The 19,932-nt window shown below is 35.3% G+C and carries 15 protein-coding genes; 7 read left to right on the top strand and 8 right to left on the bottom strand.

Annotated features, from left to right (window positions below):
* The first annotated feature begins 535 nt into the window (after window positions 1-535).
* The 6 genes from ACXR6G_RS18790 to ACXR6G_RS18765 all read left to right on the top strand — a co-directional run bounded on the left by ACXR6G_RS18790 (window position 536) and on the right by ACXR6G_RS18765 (window position 7,427).
* A complete protein-coding gene (locus tag ACXR6G_RS18790; protein WP_458362994.1) occupies window positions 536-1,909 on the top strand; it encodes a dipeptidase in 1,374 nt (457 codons plus the stop codon).
* A gap of 444 nt (window positions 1,910-2,353) precedes the next feature.
* Complete coding sequence (locus ACXR6G_RS18785; protein ID WP_458362993.1) at window positions 2,354-3,130, top strand: DUF4382 domain-containing protein; 777 nt, start codon at window positions 2,354-2,356, stop codon at window positions 3,128-3,130.
* Window positions 3,131-3,407: 277 nt separating this feature from the next.
* Entirely contained in the window at window positions 3,408-4,301 is an 894-nt protein-coding gene (gene era / locus ACXR6G_RS18780) for a GTPase Era (protein WP_458362992.1), read from the top strand.
* Window positions 4,302-4,424: 123 nt separating this feature from the next.
* Complete coding sequence (gene der / locus ACXR6G_RS18775) at window positions 4,425-5,732, top strand: ribosome biogenesis GTPase Der (protein WP_458362991.1); 1,308 nt, start codon at window positions 4,425-4,427, stop codon at window positions 5,730-5,732.
* Between the two features lie 363 nt (window positions 5,733-6,095).
* Window positions 6,096-6,824, top strand: coding sequence for a hypothetical protein (locus tag ACXR6G_RS18770; protein ID WP_458362990.1), 729 nt, complete (start codon window positions 6,096-6,098; stop codon window positions 6,822-6,824).
* Window positions 6,825-6,833: 9 nt separating this feature from the next.
* Window positions 6,834-7,427 carry a response regulator transcription factor gene (locus ACXR6G_RS18765; protein WP_458362989.1) on the top strand — a complete coding sequence of 198 codons (594 nt, stop codon included), beginning with the start codon at window positions 6,834-6,836 and terminating at the stop codon, window positions 7,425-7,427.
* A gap of 40 nt (window positions 7,428-7,467) precedes the next feature.
* Here ACXR6G_RS18765 and ACXR6G_RS18760 read toward each other — a convergent pair whose 3' ends face one another.
* Entirely contained in the window at window positions 7,468-11,130 is a 3,663-nt protein-coding gene (locus ACXR6G_RS18760; RefSeq protein WP_458362988.1) for an ATP-binding protein, read from the bottom strand.
* A 143-nt stretch (window positions 11,131-11,273) separates the two neighbouring features.
* The gene (gene rlmH / locus ACXR6G_RS18755) at window positions 11,274-11,747 is read right to left on the bottom strand and encodes a 23S rRNA (pseudouridine(1915)-N(3))-methyltransferase RlmH (RefSeq protein WP_458362987.1); all 474 of its coding nucleotides are present in this window, start codon (window positions 11,745-11,747) and stop codon (window positions 11,274-11,276) included.
* Window positions 11,748-12,167: 420 nt separating this feature from the next.
* Here rlmH and ACXR6G_RS18750 point away from each other — a divergent pair, with 420 nt between their 5' ends.
* Window positions 12,168-12,563 (top strand): DUF4783 domain-containing protein, encoded by a 396-nt coding sequence (locus ACXR6G_RS18750; RefSeq protein WP_458362986.1) that lies wholly within the window; start codon window positions 12,168-12,170, stop codon window positions 12,561-12,563.
* Window positions 12,564-12,621: 58 nt separating this feature from the next.
* On the opposite strand, the gene ACXR6G_RS18745 is transcribed toward ACXR6G_RS18750, so the two are convergent.
* The 6 genes from ACXR6G_RS18745 to ACXR6G_RS18720 form a co-directional block, all read right to left on the bottom strand.
* Window positions 12,622-13,323, bottom strand: a complete 702-nt coding sequence (locus ACXR6G_RS18745; RefSeq protein ID WP_458362985.1) for a uracil-DNA glycosylase — start codon at window positions 13,321-13,323, stop codon at window positions 12,622-12,624.
* A 265-nt stretch (window positions 13,324-13,588) separates the two neighbouring features.
* Window positions 13,589-15,094, bottom strand: a complete 1,506-nt coding sequence (locus ACXR6G_RS18740) for a glutamine synthetase family protein (RefSeq protein WP_458362984.1) — start codon at window positions 15,092-15,094, stop codon at window positions 13,589-13,591.
* Between the two features lie 665 nt (window positions 15,095-15,759).
* Window positions 15,760-17,184: a bifunctional metallophosphatase/5'-nucleotidase gene (locus ACXR6G_RS18735; protein WP_458362983.1), complete on the bottom strand. Its 1,425-nt coding sequence runs from the start codon at window positions 17,182-17,184 to the stop codon at window positions 15,760-15,762.
* Window positions 17,185-17,279: 95 nt separating this feature from the next.
* Window positions 17,280-18,305 carry a hypothetical protein gene (locus tag ACXR6G_RS18730; protein ID WP_458362982.1) on the bottom strand — a complete coding sequence of 342 codons (1,026 nt, stop codon included), beginning with the start codon at window positions 18,303-18,305 and terminating at the stop codon, window positions 17,280-17,282.
* A 203-nt stretch (window positions 18,306-18,508) separates the two neighbouring features.
* The gene (locus tag ACXR6G_RS18725) at window positions 18,509-18,967 is read right to left on the bottom strand and encodes a YbaK/EbsC family protein (protein WP_458362981.1); all 459 of its coding nucleotides are present in this window, start codon (window positions 18,965-18,967) and stop codon (window positions 18,509-18,511) included.
* Window positions 18,968-19,191: 224 nt separating this feature from the next.
* The gene (locus ACXR6G_RS18720; RefSeq protein ID WP_458362980.1) at window positions 19,192-19,767 is read right to left on the bottom strand and encodes a hypothetical protein; all 576 of its coding nucleotides are present in this window, start codon (window positions 19,765-19,767) and stop codon (window positions 19,192-19,194) included.
* Window positions 19,768-19,932 lie beyond the last annotated feature (165 nt).

Raw genomic sequence — 19,932 nt, 5'->3', positions numbered from 1 at the left:
TCATTATATATCATCTCACTTAAAAGCTGATAAAGAAACTTCCAAAAACTACACTTGAAAGAATAATCAAGATCAATAAAGACCAGCTTGAAAGATTTTTGAATGTAAATGGCCTTAGATACACTGATCTTGCTGAAAGGACTAGGAGAATTAGTGTGCCAAGCAAAAAGGGAATGGTCAATAATTCCTGGAATACCTCAATTATTGTGTCGTCAAAATTAAATACATAGTTGTTTAGAAATAATAGAGTGAAATAAATCAGACTAAGAATACTAAAGCTGAAGATTAAAACTTCAATACTAGTTTTTGAGTTGTTCATGTTTCTCTCATATTTTGAATCTCAATATAATATTTAAAAGCTATAATATTATGATTTGTAATTTTTTTGAATAATATGGAATTTTGCCTTTAAATGATGAGTCGTGTTATTAAATAACTTTAGGATAGCTTAATTAACGATCTTTAATTGAATTTTGAAGTTCGGATTTGTATATTTACCACTCTAAAATTTAAACTCAATTTAAACACATACAACATGGACAACATTAAAGGGTATATCGAGGAGAATAAAGATCGATTTCTTGATGAATTATTTGGATTGATTCGCATTCCTTCGATTAGCTCAATTGAAGCTAACAAACCAGAAATGTACAAAGCTGCTGAATACTGGAAGCAGTTGATGTTAGATGCTGGTGCTGATAAAGCAGTCGTATTAGAGACAGAAGGAAACCCTGTAACTTATGGTGAGAAGATCATTGATCCAGCTTTACCAACTGTTTTGGTTTATGGACATATGGATGTTATGCCTGTTGATCCAGTTGAGCTTTGGGATACTGATCCTTTCGAGCCAGTAATAAAAGACGGTAAGATTTGGGCACGTGGTGCTGACGATGATAAAGGGCAAGCTTTTATGCATGCTAAGGCTTTCGAATACATGGTTAAGAACGATTGCTTGACTTGTAACGTAAAGTTCATGATTGAAGGTGAAGAAGAAGTAGGTTCTCCTAATCTTCCTAAGTTTTGTGAAGAGCATAAAGAAATGTTGAAGGCAGATATCATCTTGGTTTCAGATACAGGAATGATTGCTCCAGATATACCATCTATCACTACAGGACTTCGTGGTTTGATGTATTGGGAAGTTGAAGTAACAGGTCCTAACCGCGATCTTCACTCAGGATTGTTTGGTGGTGCCGTTGCAAACCCAATCAACGTGTTGGCTAAAATGATTACTCAGATGGTTGATGAGGATGGTCATATTACTATTCCTGGATTCTACGATGATGTTATTGAAGTAACAAAAGAAGAGCGTGCTATGATGGCTAAAGCTCCTTTCGATGTTGAAGAATACAAGAAAGCAATTGATGTGAAAGAATTGGCTGGCGAAAAAGGTTATACACCTTCTGAGCATACAGGAATTCGTCCATCATTCGATATTTGTGGTATTTGGGGTGGTTATATTGGCGAAGGTGCTAAAACTGTATTGCCTTCAAAAGCAAATGCTAAAATTTCTACTCGTTTGGTTCCTAACCAAGACTGGGAAAAGATTTCTGTTCTATTTAAAGAGCACTTTGAGGCAATCGCTCCTGACAGTGTGAAAGTTGTGGTTACACCTCTTCACGGTGGTCAAGGTTATGTTTGTCCAATTGATATTCCTGCATACCAAGCAGCTGATAAGGCTTATACTGAGGTTTACGGTAAGCGTCCAGTTCCTGTTCGTTCAGGTGGATCTATTCCAATTATCTCTACTTTCGAAGAGATCTTGGGTACTAAATCAGTATTAATGGGATTCGGTCTTGAGGCTGATGCTATTCACTCACCAAACGAAAACTTCCCATTGGAGCAATTCTTCAACGGAATCAATACAATTCCATTGTTCTATAAGCACTATGCTGAGATGATGAAGAAGTAGTCTTTTTAAAGACATTCAAATATTTTAAGCACTCTCGATTAAGTTCGAGGGTGCTTTTTTTGTATGTATTTGTATTATAATATTCATTAAATTGATTTCAGTTGACTTTGACGAATATGAGTTTTCTATATTCTAATAGCCATTATTTTGTGATGTGAAGCAGTATTTAATGTTTTTTTGTAAGCATTTTTTATGTTGAAAAAGAGTAATGTGAACTAAACACAATTTATCAGGCTTGATTAATGTGATCTCCGTAAGAATCTGATATTCTATATGTTGTGTTTGTGTGATAAACTCTACTTTGTGATATTAAGAAATGATTTTCCAGACAATAGCTTTGTATTATGTCTGATTAGTAGGTGTTTGAAGTGTAATGTATGTTTGGCTATTTCCCTATAAAGTCATATACTTGTATTAAATGCTCATTCTAAAAACTTAAAAAAGATGAATAAAATTATCAGTTTGTGCTTAATCGCGATGGCATTACTTTCAGCTTGTGATAGCGATGATAGTAAAATGGCAAAAATTAAAGTTAGCCTTGTAGATGCACCAGCAGATTATGAATCTGTCTTGATAGATGTGGTGGATGTGAAAATTAATAATGGAGGTTGGGAATCCCTTGATGGTGTTGATAATAAAGTATACGATATATTGAAACTAACCAATGGAGAAGAAGCCATTCTTGGAGAAATTGAATTACCAGAAGGACAATTACAAGAAATTAGATTGGTGTTGGGTGAAAATAATCAGATTGGTGTGAATGGTGAATTATTAGATTTAGATACACCATCAGCTTCACAAAGTGGACTTAAGATTAAGATACATACTATGCTTGAGGCTGGTGTTACATATAAGTTGGTTTTAGATTTTGATGCAGCTAAATCTATCGTTAAAGCTGGTAATAAGGATAAATTTATCCTTAAACCAGTAATTAGAGCAGAAATGGAAGCTCAAACGGGTGCTATTAAAGGTATGATAAACCCTACCGATACAGATTGTGTGGTATATGCTATTGTTGGAACGGATAGTATTTCTACCTATCCAAATGAAGAAGGCAAATTCTTGATTCGTGCTTTGGAGGCAAACACTTATAGAGTAGTTGCTATTCCTACCGTTGAAAGTGGTCTTAAAGAAGTAGAAAAAGCAGATGTAGAAGTCTCATTAGGTGAAGTGGCAGATGCTGGAACTTTAACCTTTCCTTCTGAAGCTGTAGAAAATTAGACTGTAGTTTGATAATATATGGAGGCACTCTCGATTTAGTTCGAGGGTGCTTTTTTGTCTTTATATCTTTGAGTTTTTACCAAAGAACTCTTTTATTTGATGAAGGTAGTAAGTCAATCACAATTAAATCAAATACTTGTTCTTTCCTTCCAAGAAAAAGTCTTATATTTGCAAATTCAAAATGTTTCGAGATTTTGCTTATAAGATTTTGGTTTATTGCTGTTTATGAAAAGTAGTAAGCTTAACTTTCAGAATCAGGAAACCTCATAATCACGATATGACAGAAAAAACACCACATAAATCAGGTTTTGTAAATATCATTGGTAATCCCAATGTTGGCAAATCAACCCTAATGAATAATTTGGTTGGAGAACGTATTTCAATTATTACTTCGAAATCGCAAACCACTCGCCATAGAATCAAAGGGATTGTAAATGGAGATGATTTCCAGATTGTATATTCGGATACACCCGGTGTGTTGAAACCGAATTATAAGCTGCAGGAATCGATGATGAAGTATTCAACTTCAGCATTAGTTGATGCAGATATCATTATTTATGTAACCGATGTGGTTGAAACCATTGACAAGAATGAGGACTTCTTGAAAAAGGTTCAAAATTCCACTGTTCCTGTTTTGTTGATTATTAATAAGATTGACTTAACGGATCAGGCTAAATTGACTAAACTTTTTGATCTTTGGAAAGAGAAAATTCCTCAAGCAGAGATTTTCCCTATGTCTGCAAAGGAGAATTTCAATGTTGAGAACTTATTCAACCGTATTCTTGAGTTACTTCCTGAAGGAGCTCCATATTTTGCAAAAGATGAGGTGACTGATTTACCTTCTAAATTCTTCGTTACTGAGATTATCAGAGAGAAGGTTTTAATGAACTACGATAAGGAAGTACCTTATAGTGTTGAGATTGAAGTTGAAGAATATAAAGACGAGCCAAAGATCTTAAGAATTATGGCTGTAATACATGTGGAAAGAACTTCACAAAAAGGTATTATTATTGGGCATAAAGGTGGTGCTTTGAAAAAAGTAGGAACTGAAGCTCGTATGGATATTGAAGCTTTCTTTGGTAAGAAAGTATTTTTACAACTCTATGTAAAAGTCGCAAAAGACTGGAGAAGCAAAGACTCTCAGTTGAAAAACTTCGGTTACCAGAAATAAATATAGTTCCCTTATGGGATGAGTGATGGAACGGTCTAAGAGAGACGACGTATTCGCTCAAATAAATTTGAATATAGATTCTTGATTTTCTATTGAAAATCAGATTGAAAAAATAATTAAGAAATGGGCAATATTGTTGCAATTGTAGGTCGTCCAAACGTTGGAAAATCTACACTTTTTAATCGTTTAACAGGAACACGTAAGGCGATTGTGAACGAGACAGCGGGTGTAACTCGTGATAGAAACTACGGAAAGGCAGATTGGAATGGAACAGAGTTTTCTCTAATTGATACGGGTGGATTTTCAGTTAATTCGGATGATATTTTCGAAGATGAGATTCGTAAACAGGTGATGTTAGCGATTGAGGAATCAGATGCCATCTTATTTGTTCTAGATGTACGACATGGACTAACCGATTTCGATGAGGCGGTAGCGAAGGTTCTTCGTCGCAGCAAGAAGAAGGTATATGTCGTTGCCAATAAGGCTGATAATTCTGAAATGATGTATGCTGCCAATGAATTCTATTCTTTGGGAATAGGTGATATGGTTTACCCTGTTTCATCGGTAAATGGCTCGGGAACGGGAGATATGCTTGATGCTTTAGTTGGCGACTTTATTGAGAAGCCTGAAGAAGAAGATTTAGAATTGCCTCGTATTGCTTTTGTTGGTCGTCCTAATGTTGGAAAATCGTCAACTGTAAATGCACTATTAGGTGTTGAAAGAAATATTGTAACTGACATTGCGGGTACTACTCGTGATTCAATTCATACACGTTTCCAAGGCTTTGGTCACGATTTCATAATGGTGGATACGGCTGGTGTTCGTAAGAAACCAAAGGTGAACGAAGATTTAGAGTTTTACTCAGTAATGCGTTCAATCCGAAGCATTGAGAGTGCTGACGTTTGTGTTTTGATTTTAGATGCTGTTCGTGGTCTTGAGGCTCAAGACCTGGCTATTCTAGAGATCATGATTAAAAACCGTAAGGGTTGTGTTGTCATGGTTAATAAGTGGGATTTGCTTCAGAAAGATACCAATACCATGAAGGAATTCGAAGCTGAAATTCGTAATAAAATGGCTCCTTTTAATGATGTGCCTATTATTTTCACTTCGGCTGTTGAAAAAGTACGTTTGATTAAGGTTTTGGAGTCTGCTATTCAGGTATACGAAAATCGTGTTCGCAAGATCAAAACTTCGGAGTTGAATAAGATAATGCTTAAGGCTATTGAACGCTTTAGACCAGCTGCTGTAAAAGGTAAATTTATTCAAATCAAGTTTGTTTCTCAGTTGCCGACTTACGCACCAACTTTTGTGTTCTATTGTAACCTGCCTCAGTATATTCAGGATTCATATAGACGTTATCTTGAGAATCAAATTCGTGATAATTGGGACTTCTCAGGGGTGCCAATTCAGATTTTGATGAGAAAGAAATAATATAGTTACAGGTTTTATTCTGTAGTTTAAAATACAAAACGTGCATTTTATCAAAGAGGTAGAATGCACGTTTTTTTTGTATCCCAGTTTTCATAAATACCAACATATTGGTATTGCAGCACAGTTTTTATGAAGCTATTTTTGTCGTAACAAAACAAAGCCAAGGAAGCTGAAATCAAATGAAGATCAAGAAATCTTTTGCCATAATATTTCTTTTTTAGTGTTAATATTTCATTCGATTTCAGTTTTTCTATTTAATACATGAGAGCTCTATTCGGACAATGTTGTCTGTTTTTGAGCTCTCGTCTTGTTATCTTCAGAATATTGTGTAATTTAATTCATCAATCATTAAAAAGCAATCATATGCGTATTACAAAGGATATGAAAATGGCGGATGTCATTCAAATGAATTACATGTTAATTCCTGTTATTTATCGTTTTGGAATTAATCTGGGATTCGGCGATCAAACGGTTAAGGAGATTTGTGATGAGACTAAAGTCGATCTCAATTTCTTTTTACAATTGGTAAACACATATCACGATAAAGATTATTTCCCAAAAGAAGAATTACAGTCTATTCCATCAAAGGATATTGTAGCTTATCTGAAAATGACTCACACAAGCTATTTGAATGAGAAGCTTTTCGAGATTGAGGATTTAATTGAGTCGTTGCAGCATGCCGAAGCTGAAGATGAAAAATATATACTCCTGATAAGAAATTTTTACGATGGATACAAAAATGAGTTGACAGAGCATATTATGCACGAGGAAGAGGTTGTTTTTCCTTATGTATTGGCTGTTGAAGAGATTTATAAAACGGGTGTCGTTTCAGATAGAAATAGAAAAATTTATGATTCATTTTCTATTTCCAGATATCAGGATGTACATGATGATGTGGAAGAAAAGTTGATGGATTTAAAAACCATCATGATTAAATATTTAACGCCGCCTTTGAATACAAGTTTATATCATAAAATTATTCAGTTACTCTTTATGCTGGAACAGGATTTGAACTATCATTCTCGAATTGAGGATAAAGTTTTGCTCCCGAAAATGATTTCCATGGAGAAGATTGTTACTGAACTAATTTAAATTGAAGCTATGAATAACATTACAATTGTAATTGCCGAAGCTTCATATCTGATTCAAAAAGGTCTGGATAGCATTCTTAAAAATTTAGGTGATAATCAGGTTATTCAGAAAATGGATAAGGCTGAAGGATTGTTTGAAAGTTTAAGTACGCTTAAGCCCAATATTCTAATTCTAAACCCAGATTTATTGGAAGCTAATGTCGTGCTAATTAATAAGGAGTGTGGTAAATTAAAGGCTTGTAAGCTTGTGATTATAACGAATGATTATGAGGCAGGAAATAAGTATTCTGCTGATGCATTTATACATTATAATGACGGAGAAAGCAAGATCCTATCTTGTTTAGAAAGCTTGAAATATGATTTAGATAAGAAGAATAAAAATGTAAAATTAGATGAGCCTATTAGTGCTCGTGAGAAAAATATCTTAAAACATATTGCCCTTGGTTTAACCAATAAAGAGATCGCAGATCAATTGTTCATTAGTATTCATACCGTCGTTACGCATAGAAAAAACATTACGCATAAGCTAGGTATTAAATCTGTATCTGGATTGACCGTTTATGCTATTCTGCATAATTTGATAGCCATGGATGAGGTCAAGTAGTCGGAACTGAATCTCATATCTGTAAATATTGTGTTTTACACTAGCTGTTTTTCAGCTTTGGTATCTTGACGTAAAAACAACTTCCTTTACCAAGTTCTGACTCTACCCATATTTCACCACCCGCTTGTACCACGCTATTCTTAACAATGGCAAGACCTAAGCCCATTCCGCTCGACTTCGTTGTGAAGTTCGGGTAGAATAGTCTTCCCTTAATCTTAGGTTCAACACCTTTACCATTGTCAGTTACAGAAGTTAGCCAATACTCATCTTCATCTTTCAGATCCAGGGTGATTTTTCCTTCCTGATCACTTGGGATAGATTCAATTGCATTGTTTAGTAAGTTAACGTAGATTCTAACAAACTGTTCCCTGTCCAGGCTAGCCATTGCCTCTTCAATTCCATTTAAGGTTAGCTCAATTTCATGTTTGTCGTTTTGATATAGTGAAAAGGCATGTTTTAATATCTCAACCAAATTTAAATCTTCCGACTTCAATTCTGGCATTTTTGCGAAGTTTGCGAAGGCTGTTGCAATGGATGACAGTGTGTCTATCTGATGAATAAGTGTTTCACTAACCTGTTTTAGGTGTTTACCCCAGTCAGGTGACTGATCATCGTAACGACGTTGTAGGAATTGAATACTCAATTTCATAGGCGTAAGTGGGTTTTTAATCTCATGGGCCACCTGTCGCGCCATCTCTCTCCATGCTGTCTCACGTTCTGATTGTGCCAAGAGCTCTGCCGACTGTTCCAAATCAACCAGCATCTTATTATATACCTTAACCAAGCTGCCGATTTCGTCATTTTTACTGTATGCAATGGCTGTACTGTGCTTGCCCAAACGTGTACTTTGTAACTTATTTTCAATTAGCCTTAAAGGCTGAGTAATCTTATTTGAAATGATAATTGAGACAAATATAGCAATCAAAATCATAAAGAGGTGCAGGTTGATTCCCGTTAGGATTAAATTGAAAAGTTCTGATTTTAGATCCTGACTTTTTATGAAATAAGGCAGATTAATGAAAGCCAAGCGCTGATTATCTGCATCTACCAGACTTTCATAAGCCGAGAGATATTCCATATTTCCAATTTGTTCCTTATGTATAAAGTGAGTTCGTTCTTTATGGAATAGTTGATAGAAAGCCGAGAAGTTCATTTGTTTGCCTTGTAGTTTCTTATCAAAAATCTCTTGACGCGATGAGGCGATTAATTCTCCTTTGATACTATAAAGATGTATATCAGCGAAGATCAAATTAGATATTTGCTGTAATTTTTCAGTAATGGCACTTTTATTGGGATTGAATTGGAGCTCAGGAATTATTTCCTGTTTTATAATCTGTAATTTCTCACCTAATTCTTTATTGTGCTTATGGTTGAACTGTTCAATATTGTAATAGATACTACCACCTCCCAATAGAAGGAAAAAAAGCATTAAGACTGCAATTATCGAATATTGGATACGGTATTTGAAACTATACTTGAATCTCAGATGCCATGGGAATCGCTCAATAAAGCTAATGATGATGGTGAAAATGTAGAAAAGTATAAAGATGTAAGGTATGCTTATGAATTTCTTAAACCAGGTGATTTCGGGAGAACTGAGCACTAGCGAATTCTCTCCAAATCGGTAAATGAGGTGTGAATAATGATCTAGTTTTTTCAAGGAATGGCTATCTTCTGATTTACCAAAGCCAGCATCGTTTAAGTAATAGTTGAATTCACCTGATGAGGCAATTAGCTTACCCTTTCGATATTTTCCATAGGAATAATCTTTCCCTGTAGCTTGAACTCGCACCTTTTCATCGAGAAGAAGATCTGGGTAACCTAAACCTTGTGATCTTGATTTTGAATCGAGGCGAATAAAAATTCGATGGCTATTCTGTTTTGAAGATTCGATCTCAATTTTCCCCAAGTAGGAAACCATCCCATCGTATTCGTTTAAGTTGTAGAAGTTACTACCAACGATAATTTCACCGTTCTTGAGAATCATCTCCTCGAAGAATTTATAACAGTTGCGAATTTGATTATCAGGTTCTACATTTAGCTCATCTGTTTCACCACAAATTGTGATTTGTAGGTGAAATTGTTCCCAATAGCCAACTAAGAAATTACGTTGCAGGTAGTCTGTGATTTTATTTTCGTTGGAAACAGGGCTTTTACAAAGTTGCTTTAATTTAGGATCAGATTTTATCTGTTTCTCGAGTTCAATAAGTAAAGATTCTGATATAGGACTGTATTCTGAATATAAGTTAAGTGTCTCAAGAACACGCACCTGCTTTTCCTTTTGATCTGAAAAAGTGTTTATTCTATTACTAATAAAAATAGAAACGCATAGTAGTAAACTGATAAAAAAGGTGTGGAAGTAACTCGGCTTAACAAGCTTGTCGATGAGTATAATTGCTGTTAATAGCGAAAATTCAAAGGCTAATTCCAACCAATCAATTGGCATTCCCATAATTTTTTTTGAAAGGGATATGATGCCGAAAAAAAGGAAGATTGCTAAAAATCTAAAGGGTATAGATATCTTATCTTTAATACTTCTATTGGTGAGTTTGCCTAGAAGAATAAGGCCATAAAACAGTTGGATCAATACAACTAAACCGAATATGGAATAGATCCAATTGCTTTTAATCTCAAACATCTGGAAGGATAAACTCGAATCTAAAACCAAGTTTTTAAATAGAACGCTGATGGTCGCATATAAAATATAAAAGAATATCAGATTAATGAATAAGAAAATATAGTTGTACGTCAGAGCTCTATTTCTGAGCATAACCTGATAAGGGAAATACTTGATGTAGGCATAAATAAAGCTGAAGATGAAGAAGCTATTTATGGCAAAATCTCCTAAAGAGGGGAAGTAGAATGAAGATGCAAAAAGAACAGGTGAGAAAAGCTCCATGCTTGAGAATACATCGGGAATACCTTTGCTAAGCATGATATGTCGTAACCAGACCAAAAGAAAACCAAAGACAAGAATACCGATGGTGCGAAACCATAACTTTCTTCGTAACCGAATGATCTGAATGGCCAATAGAATACCGCACAATAAACTTAGAAAGTAGAAATAGACAGCTTTATTGAAATCGGGTTGAGATAGAAAATTATCCTTTTCTTTTTCTAAACTAAAAAGTGATTTACCCTTGCTGTTTTTTATTGCATTCGGGTCATTGTCATCAATATGTACAATGTAGGAATCAGATAAATCGAATGCTTTTTCAAAATGGTTTTTTAAATATTCATTCTCATAGGTATACTCCTTTTGGATCATTATCAATCCAAGCAGTTGCTTCTTATTTATCTTCGCTTTTTTGATGTAAAACCAGGCATTATCAATGAATTCAATTTTAGATTCGAATTTCTCGTCGATAACGGATAAGGGAAGGTTGATTGAATTATTGCTCCAATAAATCAGGCTGTCATTTTCAATAGCAAATAAGGATAGTCCTTTATCCTTTAGTTCAGCCTCCTGTTTGCTAAGCTTATCATTTTCAGTAATAAACTCATTTTCTTTCGACAAAGTTTCAGACAAGTAACTGGTGTATTGATCAAGAAAAGCTTCTTTTTCAAGAAAAACTTTTTGAAAATGATCAAGTTTAGTCTGAGAATTATTGTCGGCATTTGCCTGATAGTCAGTTTTTATTCCAATAAGTATTGAAAGAGTAAAGACGACGCTTAGGAAGATGATGAGTTTGTTTTTTTTCAAGACCTGGGATATAAGTGATACGATATAAATTCAATCCAGATCCTTTGAACAAGTTTGATGCCAATTCTTTTGAAACATCAATATTTAGCTGATTTAGATCGAAATTTATACAGCTCTTAAATTAGCATAATTTAGTGAGATGATCAAACGTGATGGTAAGGTTCGTTGCGCAGAATTGTCATTGCTCTATAAAGTTGCTCTGTAAATATCATACGAATCATTTGATGTGAAAAGGTCATCTTGGAAAGGGAAATTTTACTCTGTGCTTGCTGGTACACCTCTGGAGAGAAACCGTATGGGCCACCTATCACAAAAATAAGGTTCTTGATACCGCTAAGCATTTTTTGTTCGATAAATTGTGAAAAAGCTGTTGATGAAAATTCTTTGCCACCTTCGTCTAATAGAATCATTAGATCGCCACTTTTCACTTGTGCCAAAATTAATTCACCTTCCTTTTGTTTTTGCTGCTGCTCCGATAAATTCTTGGTGTTTTTGATATCAGGAATAATCTTCATCTCGTAAGGCATGTAGTGTACCAACCTTTTTTGATATTCTTCTATGCCTTTTATCACAAAGTCTTTATCTGTTTTTCCAATGACTAGTAAGGTGGTCTTCATATTTGATATGCTGATTTTTTAAACAAATTTCAGTGTTTAGATTAAACTATTTACGCTTTTATTCGTCTATGATAAGTGACATCGTTTTTTGATAGGACAAAGATAAGATCAGAAGATCTTAAATAAAATATAAAGAGTCCTTTAATCATGATAATAAAGCGAAAAGATAAATTTTTAGTACTTTCTTAGAAATTGTTTAAATTTATTTTTAGGATATGTTATCGAAATAAAAAGACTCAGAACAAGGCAAATTTGATTTGAATAGTGGTTCTATTGAAAGATAATTTAACGCAGTTGTGAGGTTTTTACTTATTAAAAAACTAAAGGATAAATTTTTAAACAGTTTCTTATTACCTTGCGTTTTAAATTCAGCATGGTATTTGTTCTAGTGAGTTTGAATTTAAGATAAACATTCATTTTATGAGATTTTTAAAATACATACTTATCATTGCCATTCAGGTTATGAGTATCACAGCCTTTGCTCAGCAAAAGCAGGAGTTACCTAAAGGTTTGGTTACTGCATTCCAACAAGGGAACAGCATTAGTTTGGCGACTTTCTTTAGTGATAGAATCGAGTTGAAGATTCAAAATAAGGAAGCGATTTATAGCCGATCACAAGCGAAGCAGATAATGGCTAAGTTTTTTGCGCAATGTAAACCTAAGAGCTTAAAGAAGAAGCATATTGGGGGTAAGGCCGATTCGCCTTATTTTATAGGAACCTTATATACCAATAATGGAAATTTCAGAACAGCTATTCTCTTAAAAGGAAATGGAAAAAAGGCTATCATACATCGACTGACTATTGAGCTCGAATAGTATTTTAATAAAGAATAAAAATTAGGGGCTATCGAATTATCGATAGCCCCTAATTCATTTATAAACCTAATGTTTTCTGTGTTTCTTCCGACTTTAACTCCCAGTCAATAGGCTCAAGGCCTTGTTCTTTTAAATACGTGTTTGTCTGGCTAAAAGGTTTACTTTTAAAAAAACCTCGGTGAGCTGATAATGGAGAAGGGTGAGCCGATTTAAGAATGAAATGCTTTTTTCTATCTATTTTAAGTCCCTTTTTGTGAGCATATGAGCCCCATAAGATAAATACAAGCTTTTCTCTTTTTTCAGATAAAGCTTGTATAGCTGCATCAGTAAATTCTTCCCATCCTTTATGCTGATGAGAACCTGCTTCGTTGGCTTTAACCGTTAGGGTTGCATTAATCAGGAGAACGCCTTGCTTGGCCCAATCTTCAAGATTCCCTTTGCTTGAAATAGGAATGTTTAAGTCTTTGTTTAGCTCCTTATAAATGTTTCGTAAGCTAGGAGGGAATCTCATCTTATCATTCACTGAAAAGGCTAAACCATTAGCTTGATTAGGACCGTGATAAGGATCCTGACCCAGGATGACAACCTTTATATCTTCGAATGGACATGTATTAAAAGCTCTGAATATATGCTCTTGTGGAGGATATATTTCATTCTCTTGATACTCGCCATCAACAAATTGTTCTAATTGCTTGAAATATCCCTTGTCAAATTCAGGGCTAAGATGCTCTTTCCAGCTATCGCTTATATTTTTATCCATGTGTTTTTCGGTTTTATGCGAAGATACGATTAATTGATGAGATGATGAGATGATGAGTTTATGTAGTGATTTGTTGATATGTGGATCCGAAGATTGTAATTCTATTGAAAATCTGCGATTATCAGTGTCATCTGTGGGAAATATTTGAGGAGGAAGTGAGAAAAAGAAAGGGACTTCAGCCATTGGCTGAAATCCCTTTTTGATTGTTAGTCGGTATTCTTATTTGGTCGGTTTCCTTTTTTCAAGAAACGTATAATCAATTTGATTACATGCAGTGAATATACTTATCAACAATATCCATAATCTCCTGGTGATTACCTAGAATACGATCGTTAAGACCGTTGTCATTATAAGATTTTAGGTTAGAAACAACTGCATCGATACTTCCAATAGGGAAGATGTTGTTGTTCTCGAATACTTCACGTTTAGCTAATAAACTATCAGCACTCTCGAAACAACAAGTTGGTAATTGCTCTAATTTCTCAAGTCTCTCAGAGAAGTTTGAACTAAAGATGTCCATATCAGCATATAAAGCTTCAGCTCTTTCAAGTGATTTTTCATCTTCTAAACCATGCTGTACAGCTACGATTAAACCAGCAACTAGCATATAGATGTCTGCAGATCCATCAGGCACACGGAACTCGAAAGTTTGCTTGCTAGAGAAGTCACGAGTATCAGCTTGCTGTTGAGGGTTTACCTCTTTAATCATATCTTTAGAACCTAACCATCCAAGTGGTACACGTACCAAAACAGAACGGTTACGATCTCCCCAACATACATAAGTTGGCGCTTCCTGATGAGGAACCAAGCGTAAGTATGAAGTAGGAATTGTATTACCAAAAGCAGTTAAAGGACCAGCAAGATCCATAATTCCAGCAATACCTTTTTTAGCCGTGTCGCTTAATTTACCATTCTCAACACATAGGTTCTTGCCATCTTTTTCAAGCATCATATGGATATGAAGACCTGATCCAGCTTTACCTATTGTAATTTTTGGAGCCCAGCTTACTAATGCACCTTCGCGAGCTGCTAGCATACGAACAATCCACTTACCAATTAATAATTGATCAACTGCATCTTCTGCTTCAACTGGAATAAACTCAATTTCGTGCTGCTCGTAACCATCTTCACGAACGATAAAGTTACCTACTTCTGTGTGAGCATATTTAATTTTACCACCACACTGAGCAATAAGAACCATTGCCTCACGACGTAGATTTTCCCACTGAGTAAATGGTTGACAGTCATGGTATCCTTTTTGGTCTTCACCAGGATAAAGATCAGCTTTTGCACTCTTAACGTAGTATTCAAGCTCACCCATAGCTTTAAAAGTCATGCCTGTTTTCTTTTTGAAACAATCATGAGCTTTTTTAAGGATATGCTCTGGTGCACTTGCCAAAGGCTCGCCTAAAGCAGTGTAGAAAGAACAAAGGATATCTAAAGTTGGAACCTCTGAAAATGGGTTTAAGAAAGCAGTCTTGAAACGTGGAATCACGTATAAATCACTAGAACCTGCTTCGATAAATGGAAATAAACTTGATCCATCAACACGCTCACCTGTACTCAAGATACTATCAAGGTGGTTACGGTCAGTTATAATAAAGTTTAATGTTTTTAATTTACCATCGTTAGCAACGTAACGAAAGTTGATCATCTGAATGCCATTCTCTTCGATGTAACGAATCAAATCTTCTTTAGTGAATTCATTTGGCATTTTCTGTAAAAATTGAACCAACTTGTTTGGGTTCAAAGCAACTGAAGCATTTGTCATGATGCAAATATTTATTTAATGTTTGTGTTTTTAGCTTTGACTGATGCGAGCATTTTTTATTATTGACTCATTATAATAGATGTAAATTATAACGATTGCATACTTGCATCTGTGTCTTTATTTCAATTGCTAAAATAGACGAGATAGCCCTTGCTTTCCAAACAGAATAGAGGAATTCGAAAAATGTTTATAAAGACTGTATATGTGTTGATTCTATTGACTTTGTGTCTGTTTTATGGCTACTAGTACAAGCTGGTGTTTTCTGTTATACAGCACTTTGTTTCTAGGCGTTTCACCCCTAGAAAAGTGAGTTTTTGAAGATGCCCCCCTTGCCAATGGTAGGTGGACAAAAAAGGATATGTTTTTCTAAGCTTGGTCCCTATTGGGGATGTGGTTGTCTTCTTTTATATGTTAGTATTTTATAAAAATACCCTTATTTTGATCGACCCCCATGCAAAACGTCATTTTTTGACAAGGAAGGTGAAATAATCGAATTATTTTATTTGAAAAATGCTCAAAAAATAACTCAACCCCTGTTTTTTGAACTTTAGGTGTGTTGGCCCGTTTTAATACTGTTAAGTATTCTTGGGTTCTGCTTTAATATCTGATAGGAGTTCTAATATTCTGGTTTTGAAGCCTAAGAAGTGAGGAACTTCGTCTTGCTATTATTCTTCAGAGATAATGAGCCTGTTTTCTAGTTTAGGATGCAGCGTTTCTCTTTTTTCACAGTATGCATACAAGATTTCGTAATCGGTTTTAGCTTGGGATTCATCAATTAAAATTTCGTAATCGCCTTCTAGTTTATTTAGGAGATAGCTGTTTAGACTTAAAGTGAGCCATTCGTCATCCCTAAGTTCCTTGTCGTTTTGTTTGATTGTAATTCCCTTGTTTCTGGATGAATAGATATAGGATATACCTGAGACGTGGAGTAGTTTTCCATTTTTATCTTCAACGCAGCTCATTAATATTTCTTTTAGTTCGGAGACAGTCAAAGCGATTTGGCAGATTTTATTTCCAAAAGGGAGTAGTGATCGAGCTGATTTTACAGTGAAATCTCCAGCAGGTATATCGGTTCGAATACCTGAACCATTGATAATGGCGACGTCAGAATGATGGTATTCTCTAAAAGCATCCGTAATGAGATTACCAGCTAAACTTTCTTTTTCGATGCCGTTTCGAAAACTTAAGGGAACCTCAAGTGTACTCAGTCTTCTCGAGAGTTGTTGTTCTATGTCCTTTTGGTAATACTGTTCAAGCTCCAATATCGTAGGATCAGATGCAATGTTGTCATCCAAAGGGATGATATCAATTTTAAGATTCTCATTTTTCATGAGGCTAACGCGAGCAATTGAGCTCATATTACCTGCAGTCGAAACAATTGGCGTACTCCCTTTATAAAAGATATTACTCTCGTATTCAAATTGCTCTTCGGTAAGTATTATATCAATCTCAGGAAACTGATTTAGAATTTGTCTGTTATTTTCCAGATTGGTTTGACTTAGAACAACTAAGAAATCGGCTTTTTTCAAGTCATCATTCGTCATGACTTCTGTAAGGGCCACTATTAGGTTTTCCTGCAGAACACGATTATCCTTTGCACTTGTGTTCATTGCATCTGTTAGGCCCAGAAAAGCAATTTTTAGATTATTAACCTCTTTAATGATATAGGTCGGTAAATTTGCAAATGTGTCGCCATCTCTATTCTTAAGGTTTGAGCTGAACCATTGTGCGTTTGATTTTGATATTAAACGGATGCAGTGTGCAGCACCATAATCAAATTCGTGCTGGCCAAAGTTGCAAAGATCAACAGGTATCTGATTAAAAGCTTCAATCATCGGAAAGCCCTTATACATCCCTCCAAAGAGAACACCACCACATAAATCCCCACCATGCAAAACGATAGTATTGGGATTTGTTTCTTTTACCTGATCGACTATTGTTTTTAATCGAGCCATTCCTCCACGACCACCTTTCACATCATCAAGAGGGAAAATTTGATGTGCATCAGTAAAATATAATAAATCAACTTTCTGAGCTTGTGAAGAGAAGGATAAAGCGAGGAGAAAAATGAATAGAAATCTATGACTCATAACGCGTATTTCTTTGTGTTTTGGTTTATCTAGCTTAAAATTAACAATTTGAATCAAATATGACTATCCGTAATTTTATTATTTATCAAAATAAGTCAAATGCTTTTGTATTTCTTCACTTTTAAAGGAGATGTTTGAAGAACTGAGGGGGATCTTTGGGAGAATCTTCTTTGAGAATATTTTTCTCTTAGGGAATTCTCAATACGTCTAAGCCAAACCACGATTATAGCAAATAAAATTCGAGGAATAATAAGAACAGGAATAGAGTAGCCCAAACTCAAAAACAAAAGAGGATCTTCCAGCTGTGAATGTGATATGGCTAGGTGGTGATTTAGAAGATCGCATTCCTTTTGCTTGAGCTGACCTTCTTCAACTTTCTGAAGCATGACGGCTGAACCATATGCCAGGCCAATGGTGTTTCCAACCATCCATAGGAAAGAAGACTCCTTGGGTAAGCCCATCAATTTCATAAATGGCGATAGGGGTTTGGTCATATATTTTAAAATGCCGAATTCCTCCAAGCAGCGCTGTACAATAAGAAGCGCATTAACCAGAATGACAATTTTTAGTAGAGTGGCACCAATTTGAGGTAACCATGCGATGATGGCTTGTGTCAAATCAGCGTTCTGAGTCTGATAAGAGAATGTGCCATCGGAAGGGCTGCCTGGTAGAATCAAATTGAGCAGCCCACCAATAATAAAACTAGAGACTAAGCGCAGCAAGAGCATGCGCGTTGCCGAAGAGCCTGTTTTCTTAAGAATAGCCGTTTCGATGAGGAAACCATGAGAGATGAGGCACATAACAGCCAATATGGTACCATCACGAACAGGTAGTGCCAAGGTAGTGAGCACGGCTACAACTGAATAAATATTGGTGAAGATGCTGGTGATCAAGACCAGTGCCGCAACCCCAGGCAACCCTATGATTCTAAACACTGGACTGGTGTATTCAGCCATTATGACCAGCAAACCGAAGTAATCCAATAAGAGAACAGCGAATGAAACGGGTAGGGTTAGTTTGATGAGCCATAATGAGGTTTTTAAACCCACAGGTAAAGCCTGTTTCACACACATTAATAATCTATTATTGAAATCTTTCATCCCTAATCTGTTTGCTAACATTCAGCTGCAAAACTAAAAAGAATTCTTATGTGCCCGACCTTATTTGATAGCTATTTTACGAGAACAACAGCTTCTGCATTTATCTGCACAATCTGGGGAGACATTTATGTGTTTTCTTCACCGTAAAGGGCGCTAAGCTTTTCGAAAAGCTCGCAAAGGGTAGTTGTCTGAATTAATCGATGTAATCTGTGGGAATCAAGGAATTACTTTATAAGATCAACAGCTTCTGCATTTATAACTTGCATTAAATCTTTGGCTTTTAGCTTGACTCTAAACTTGACTTTTCCACCACTCACAATAAGTTGCTCCATTTTGCTTGAGCTAAGTTCGAGAAAGGTTTTGTAAAGTTTCTTCATGCCGATAGGCGAGCAGCCCCCCTTGATATAACCCGTGTTTTGTAATAGTTCCTTTTCAGGAAGCATCAAGATCTTTTTCTCTTGAGCAGCTGTGGCAGCTTTCTTCAAGTCTAATTCGTTTGAAAGGGGAATGATAAAAACGTAAAGTTCATTGCTAACTCCACGAGCGACTAGTGTTTTGTGAATGAGCGAGGCGTCATTATCCGGATTATTAGACATTCCCAAGTCAGAAGAGTCTTTAGCCTCGTAGCTAATCCCATTTTTATCGAGAATTCGTAATGCGTTTGTCTTTATCGTCTTGCTCATAATCGTTTTTAATCTGATGAGGCGAAGTTATGAAATACATGCTATCTCAGGCAAATATCGCCGAGCTTTTTGCGCTAATCCAGAAATCTTTTGTGACGCAAACAGTATATACTTTTCCTTTGCGTTCTGAGCGCGGAATAAAAAAAAACGCCAGCTTTATGCTGACGGTTGAAAATTTATTTGTGCTTGTTAAATTGTAACCACTATAACAATAAGCACACATACTACTCTTTTTGACCAACCTTGATTGATTTGTTAGCTGTTTTGTTTATCGCGACTTCTTGTATTTCAAAAGGTTTAAAGTGAAACCAGCCATAATGTGTTTTATTTCCCTTTATTATTTGAAATCCAAAGTAATCATATATCCGCCAATTTGATGAGAGATGTTCTTTAGATATACTTCCTCCAGTTCCTGAAACTTCCAATGTTTTTTTCCATTCAAATAGATCTTTAGAACTAATATCATCGTCTAATTTTATAAAGGTCTTTTTTTTATCTGTTTTATTAACACATAATTCCATTGACTCATTTATGCAATTGAATTCAATCTTATATTTATAATCAAAGCCTAGGTCCACAGGTTGTTTTTCTACTGTTCTTGTAATTTCTAAGTCGTTAATCATATCGCCATCAACGTCATATAAAATGACATCGTCAATGTAATCTGGCATATTTACACTAAATGGTTGATAATAAATTATGTCTTCGGGGGCTGAAGTTTCGCTTTTGTCGCAAGCCACTAGAAAAACAATTGCTGCTAAGCCGTAAAGTACTTTTGTGATGCTATTCATTACTTTCATAGGTTTTTTTATTTAAATATTTTATTGATAAATACAGCTTAACAAAATTCATGCCATGTGTTGTGTTTTATGTAAAGATGTGCATTTAACTCAATTGTCTCTTTGGGCGGCAATATAGCCGTCTAAGTTTTTATATCATAAACACGAGGTTTTGTCTTTCTTTTG

Source organism: Ancylomarina sp. YFZ004, from assembly GCF_054254355.1.
The sequence above is the reverse complement of the archived record's forward strand: the minus strand, read 5'-3'. Positions and strand labels throughout refer to the sequence as shown.

Bases quoted from the DNA above. Each gene is read 5' to 3' on its own strand.
- ACXR6G_RS18750 (WP_458362986.1), top strand. From the start codon at position 12,168: ATGAGATTTTTAAAATACATACTTATCATTGCCATTCAGGTTATGAGT.
- ACXR6G_RS18740 (WP_458362984.1), bottom strand. From the start codon at position 15,094: ATGACAAATGCTTCAGTTGCTTTGAACCCAAACAAGTTGGTTCAATTT.
- ACXR6G_RS18745 (WP_458362985.1), bottom strand. From the start codon at position 13,323: ATGGATAAAAATATAAGCGATAGCTGGAAAGAGCATCTTAGCCCTGAA.
- ACXR6G_RS18720 (WP_458362980.1), bottom strand. From the start codon at position 19,767: ATGAAAGTAATGAATAGCATCACAAAAGTACTTTACGGCTTAGCAGCA.
- ACXR6G_RS18790 (WP_458362994.1), top strand. From the start codon at position 536: ATGGACAACATTAAAGGGTATATCGAGGAGAATAAAGATCGATTTCTT.
- ACXR6G_RS18770 (WP_458362990.1), top strand. From the start codon at position 6,096: ATGCGTATTACAAAGGATATGAAAATGGCGGATGTCATTCAAATGAAT.
- ACXR6G_RS18735 (WP_458362983.1), bottom strand. From the start codon at position 17,184: ATGAGTCATAGATTTCTATTCATTTTTCTCCTCGCTTTATCCTTCTCT.
- ACXR6G_RS18785 (WP_458362993.1), top strand. From the start codon at position 2,354: ATGAATAAAATTATCAGTTTGTGCTTAATCGCGATGGCATTACTTTCA.
- ACXR6G_RS18725 (WP_458362981.1), bottom strand. From the start codon at position 18,967: ATGAGCAAGACGATAAAGACAAACGCATTACGAATTCTCGATAAAAAT.
- der (WP_458362991.1), top strand. From the start codon at position 4,425: ATGGGCAATATTGTTGCAATTGTAGGTCGTCCAAACGTTGGAAAATCT.
- ACXR6G_RS18765 (WP_458362989.1), top strand. From the start codon at position 6,834: ATGAATAACATTACAATTGTAATTGCCGAAGCTTCATATCTGATTCAA.
- rlmH (WP_458362987.1), bottom strand. From the start codon at position 11,747: ATGAAGACCACCTTACTAGTCATTGGAAAAACAGATAAAGACTTTGTG.
- ACXR6G_RS18730 (WP_458362982.1), bottom strand. From the start codon at position 18,305: ATGTTAGCAAACAGATTAGGGATGAAAGATTTCAATAATAGATTATTA.
- era (WP_458362992.1), top strand. From the start codon at position 3,408: ATGACAGAAAAAACACCACATAAATCAGGTTTTGTAAATATCATTGGT.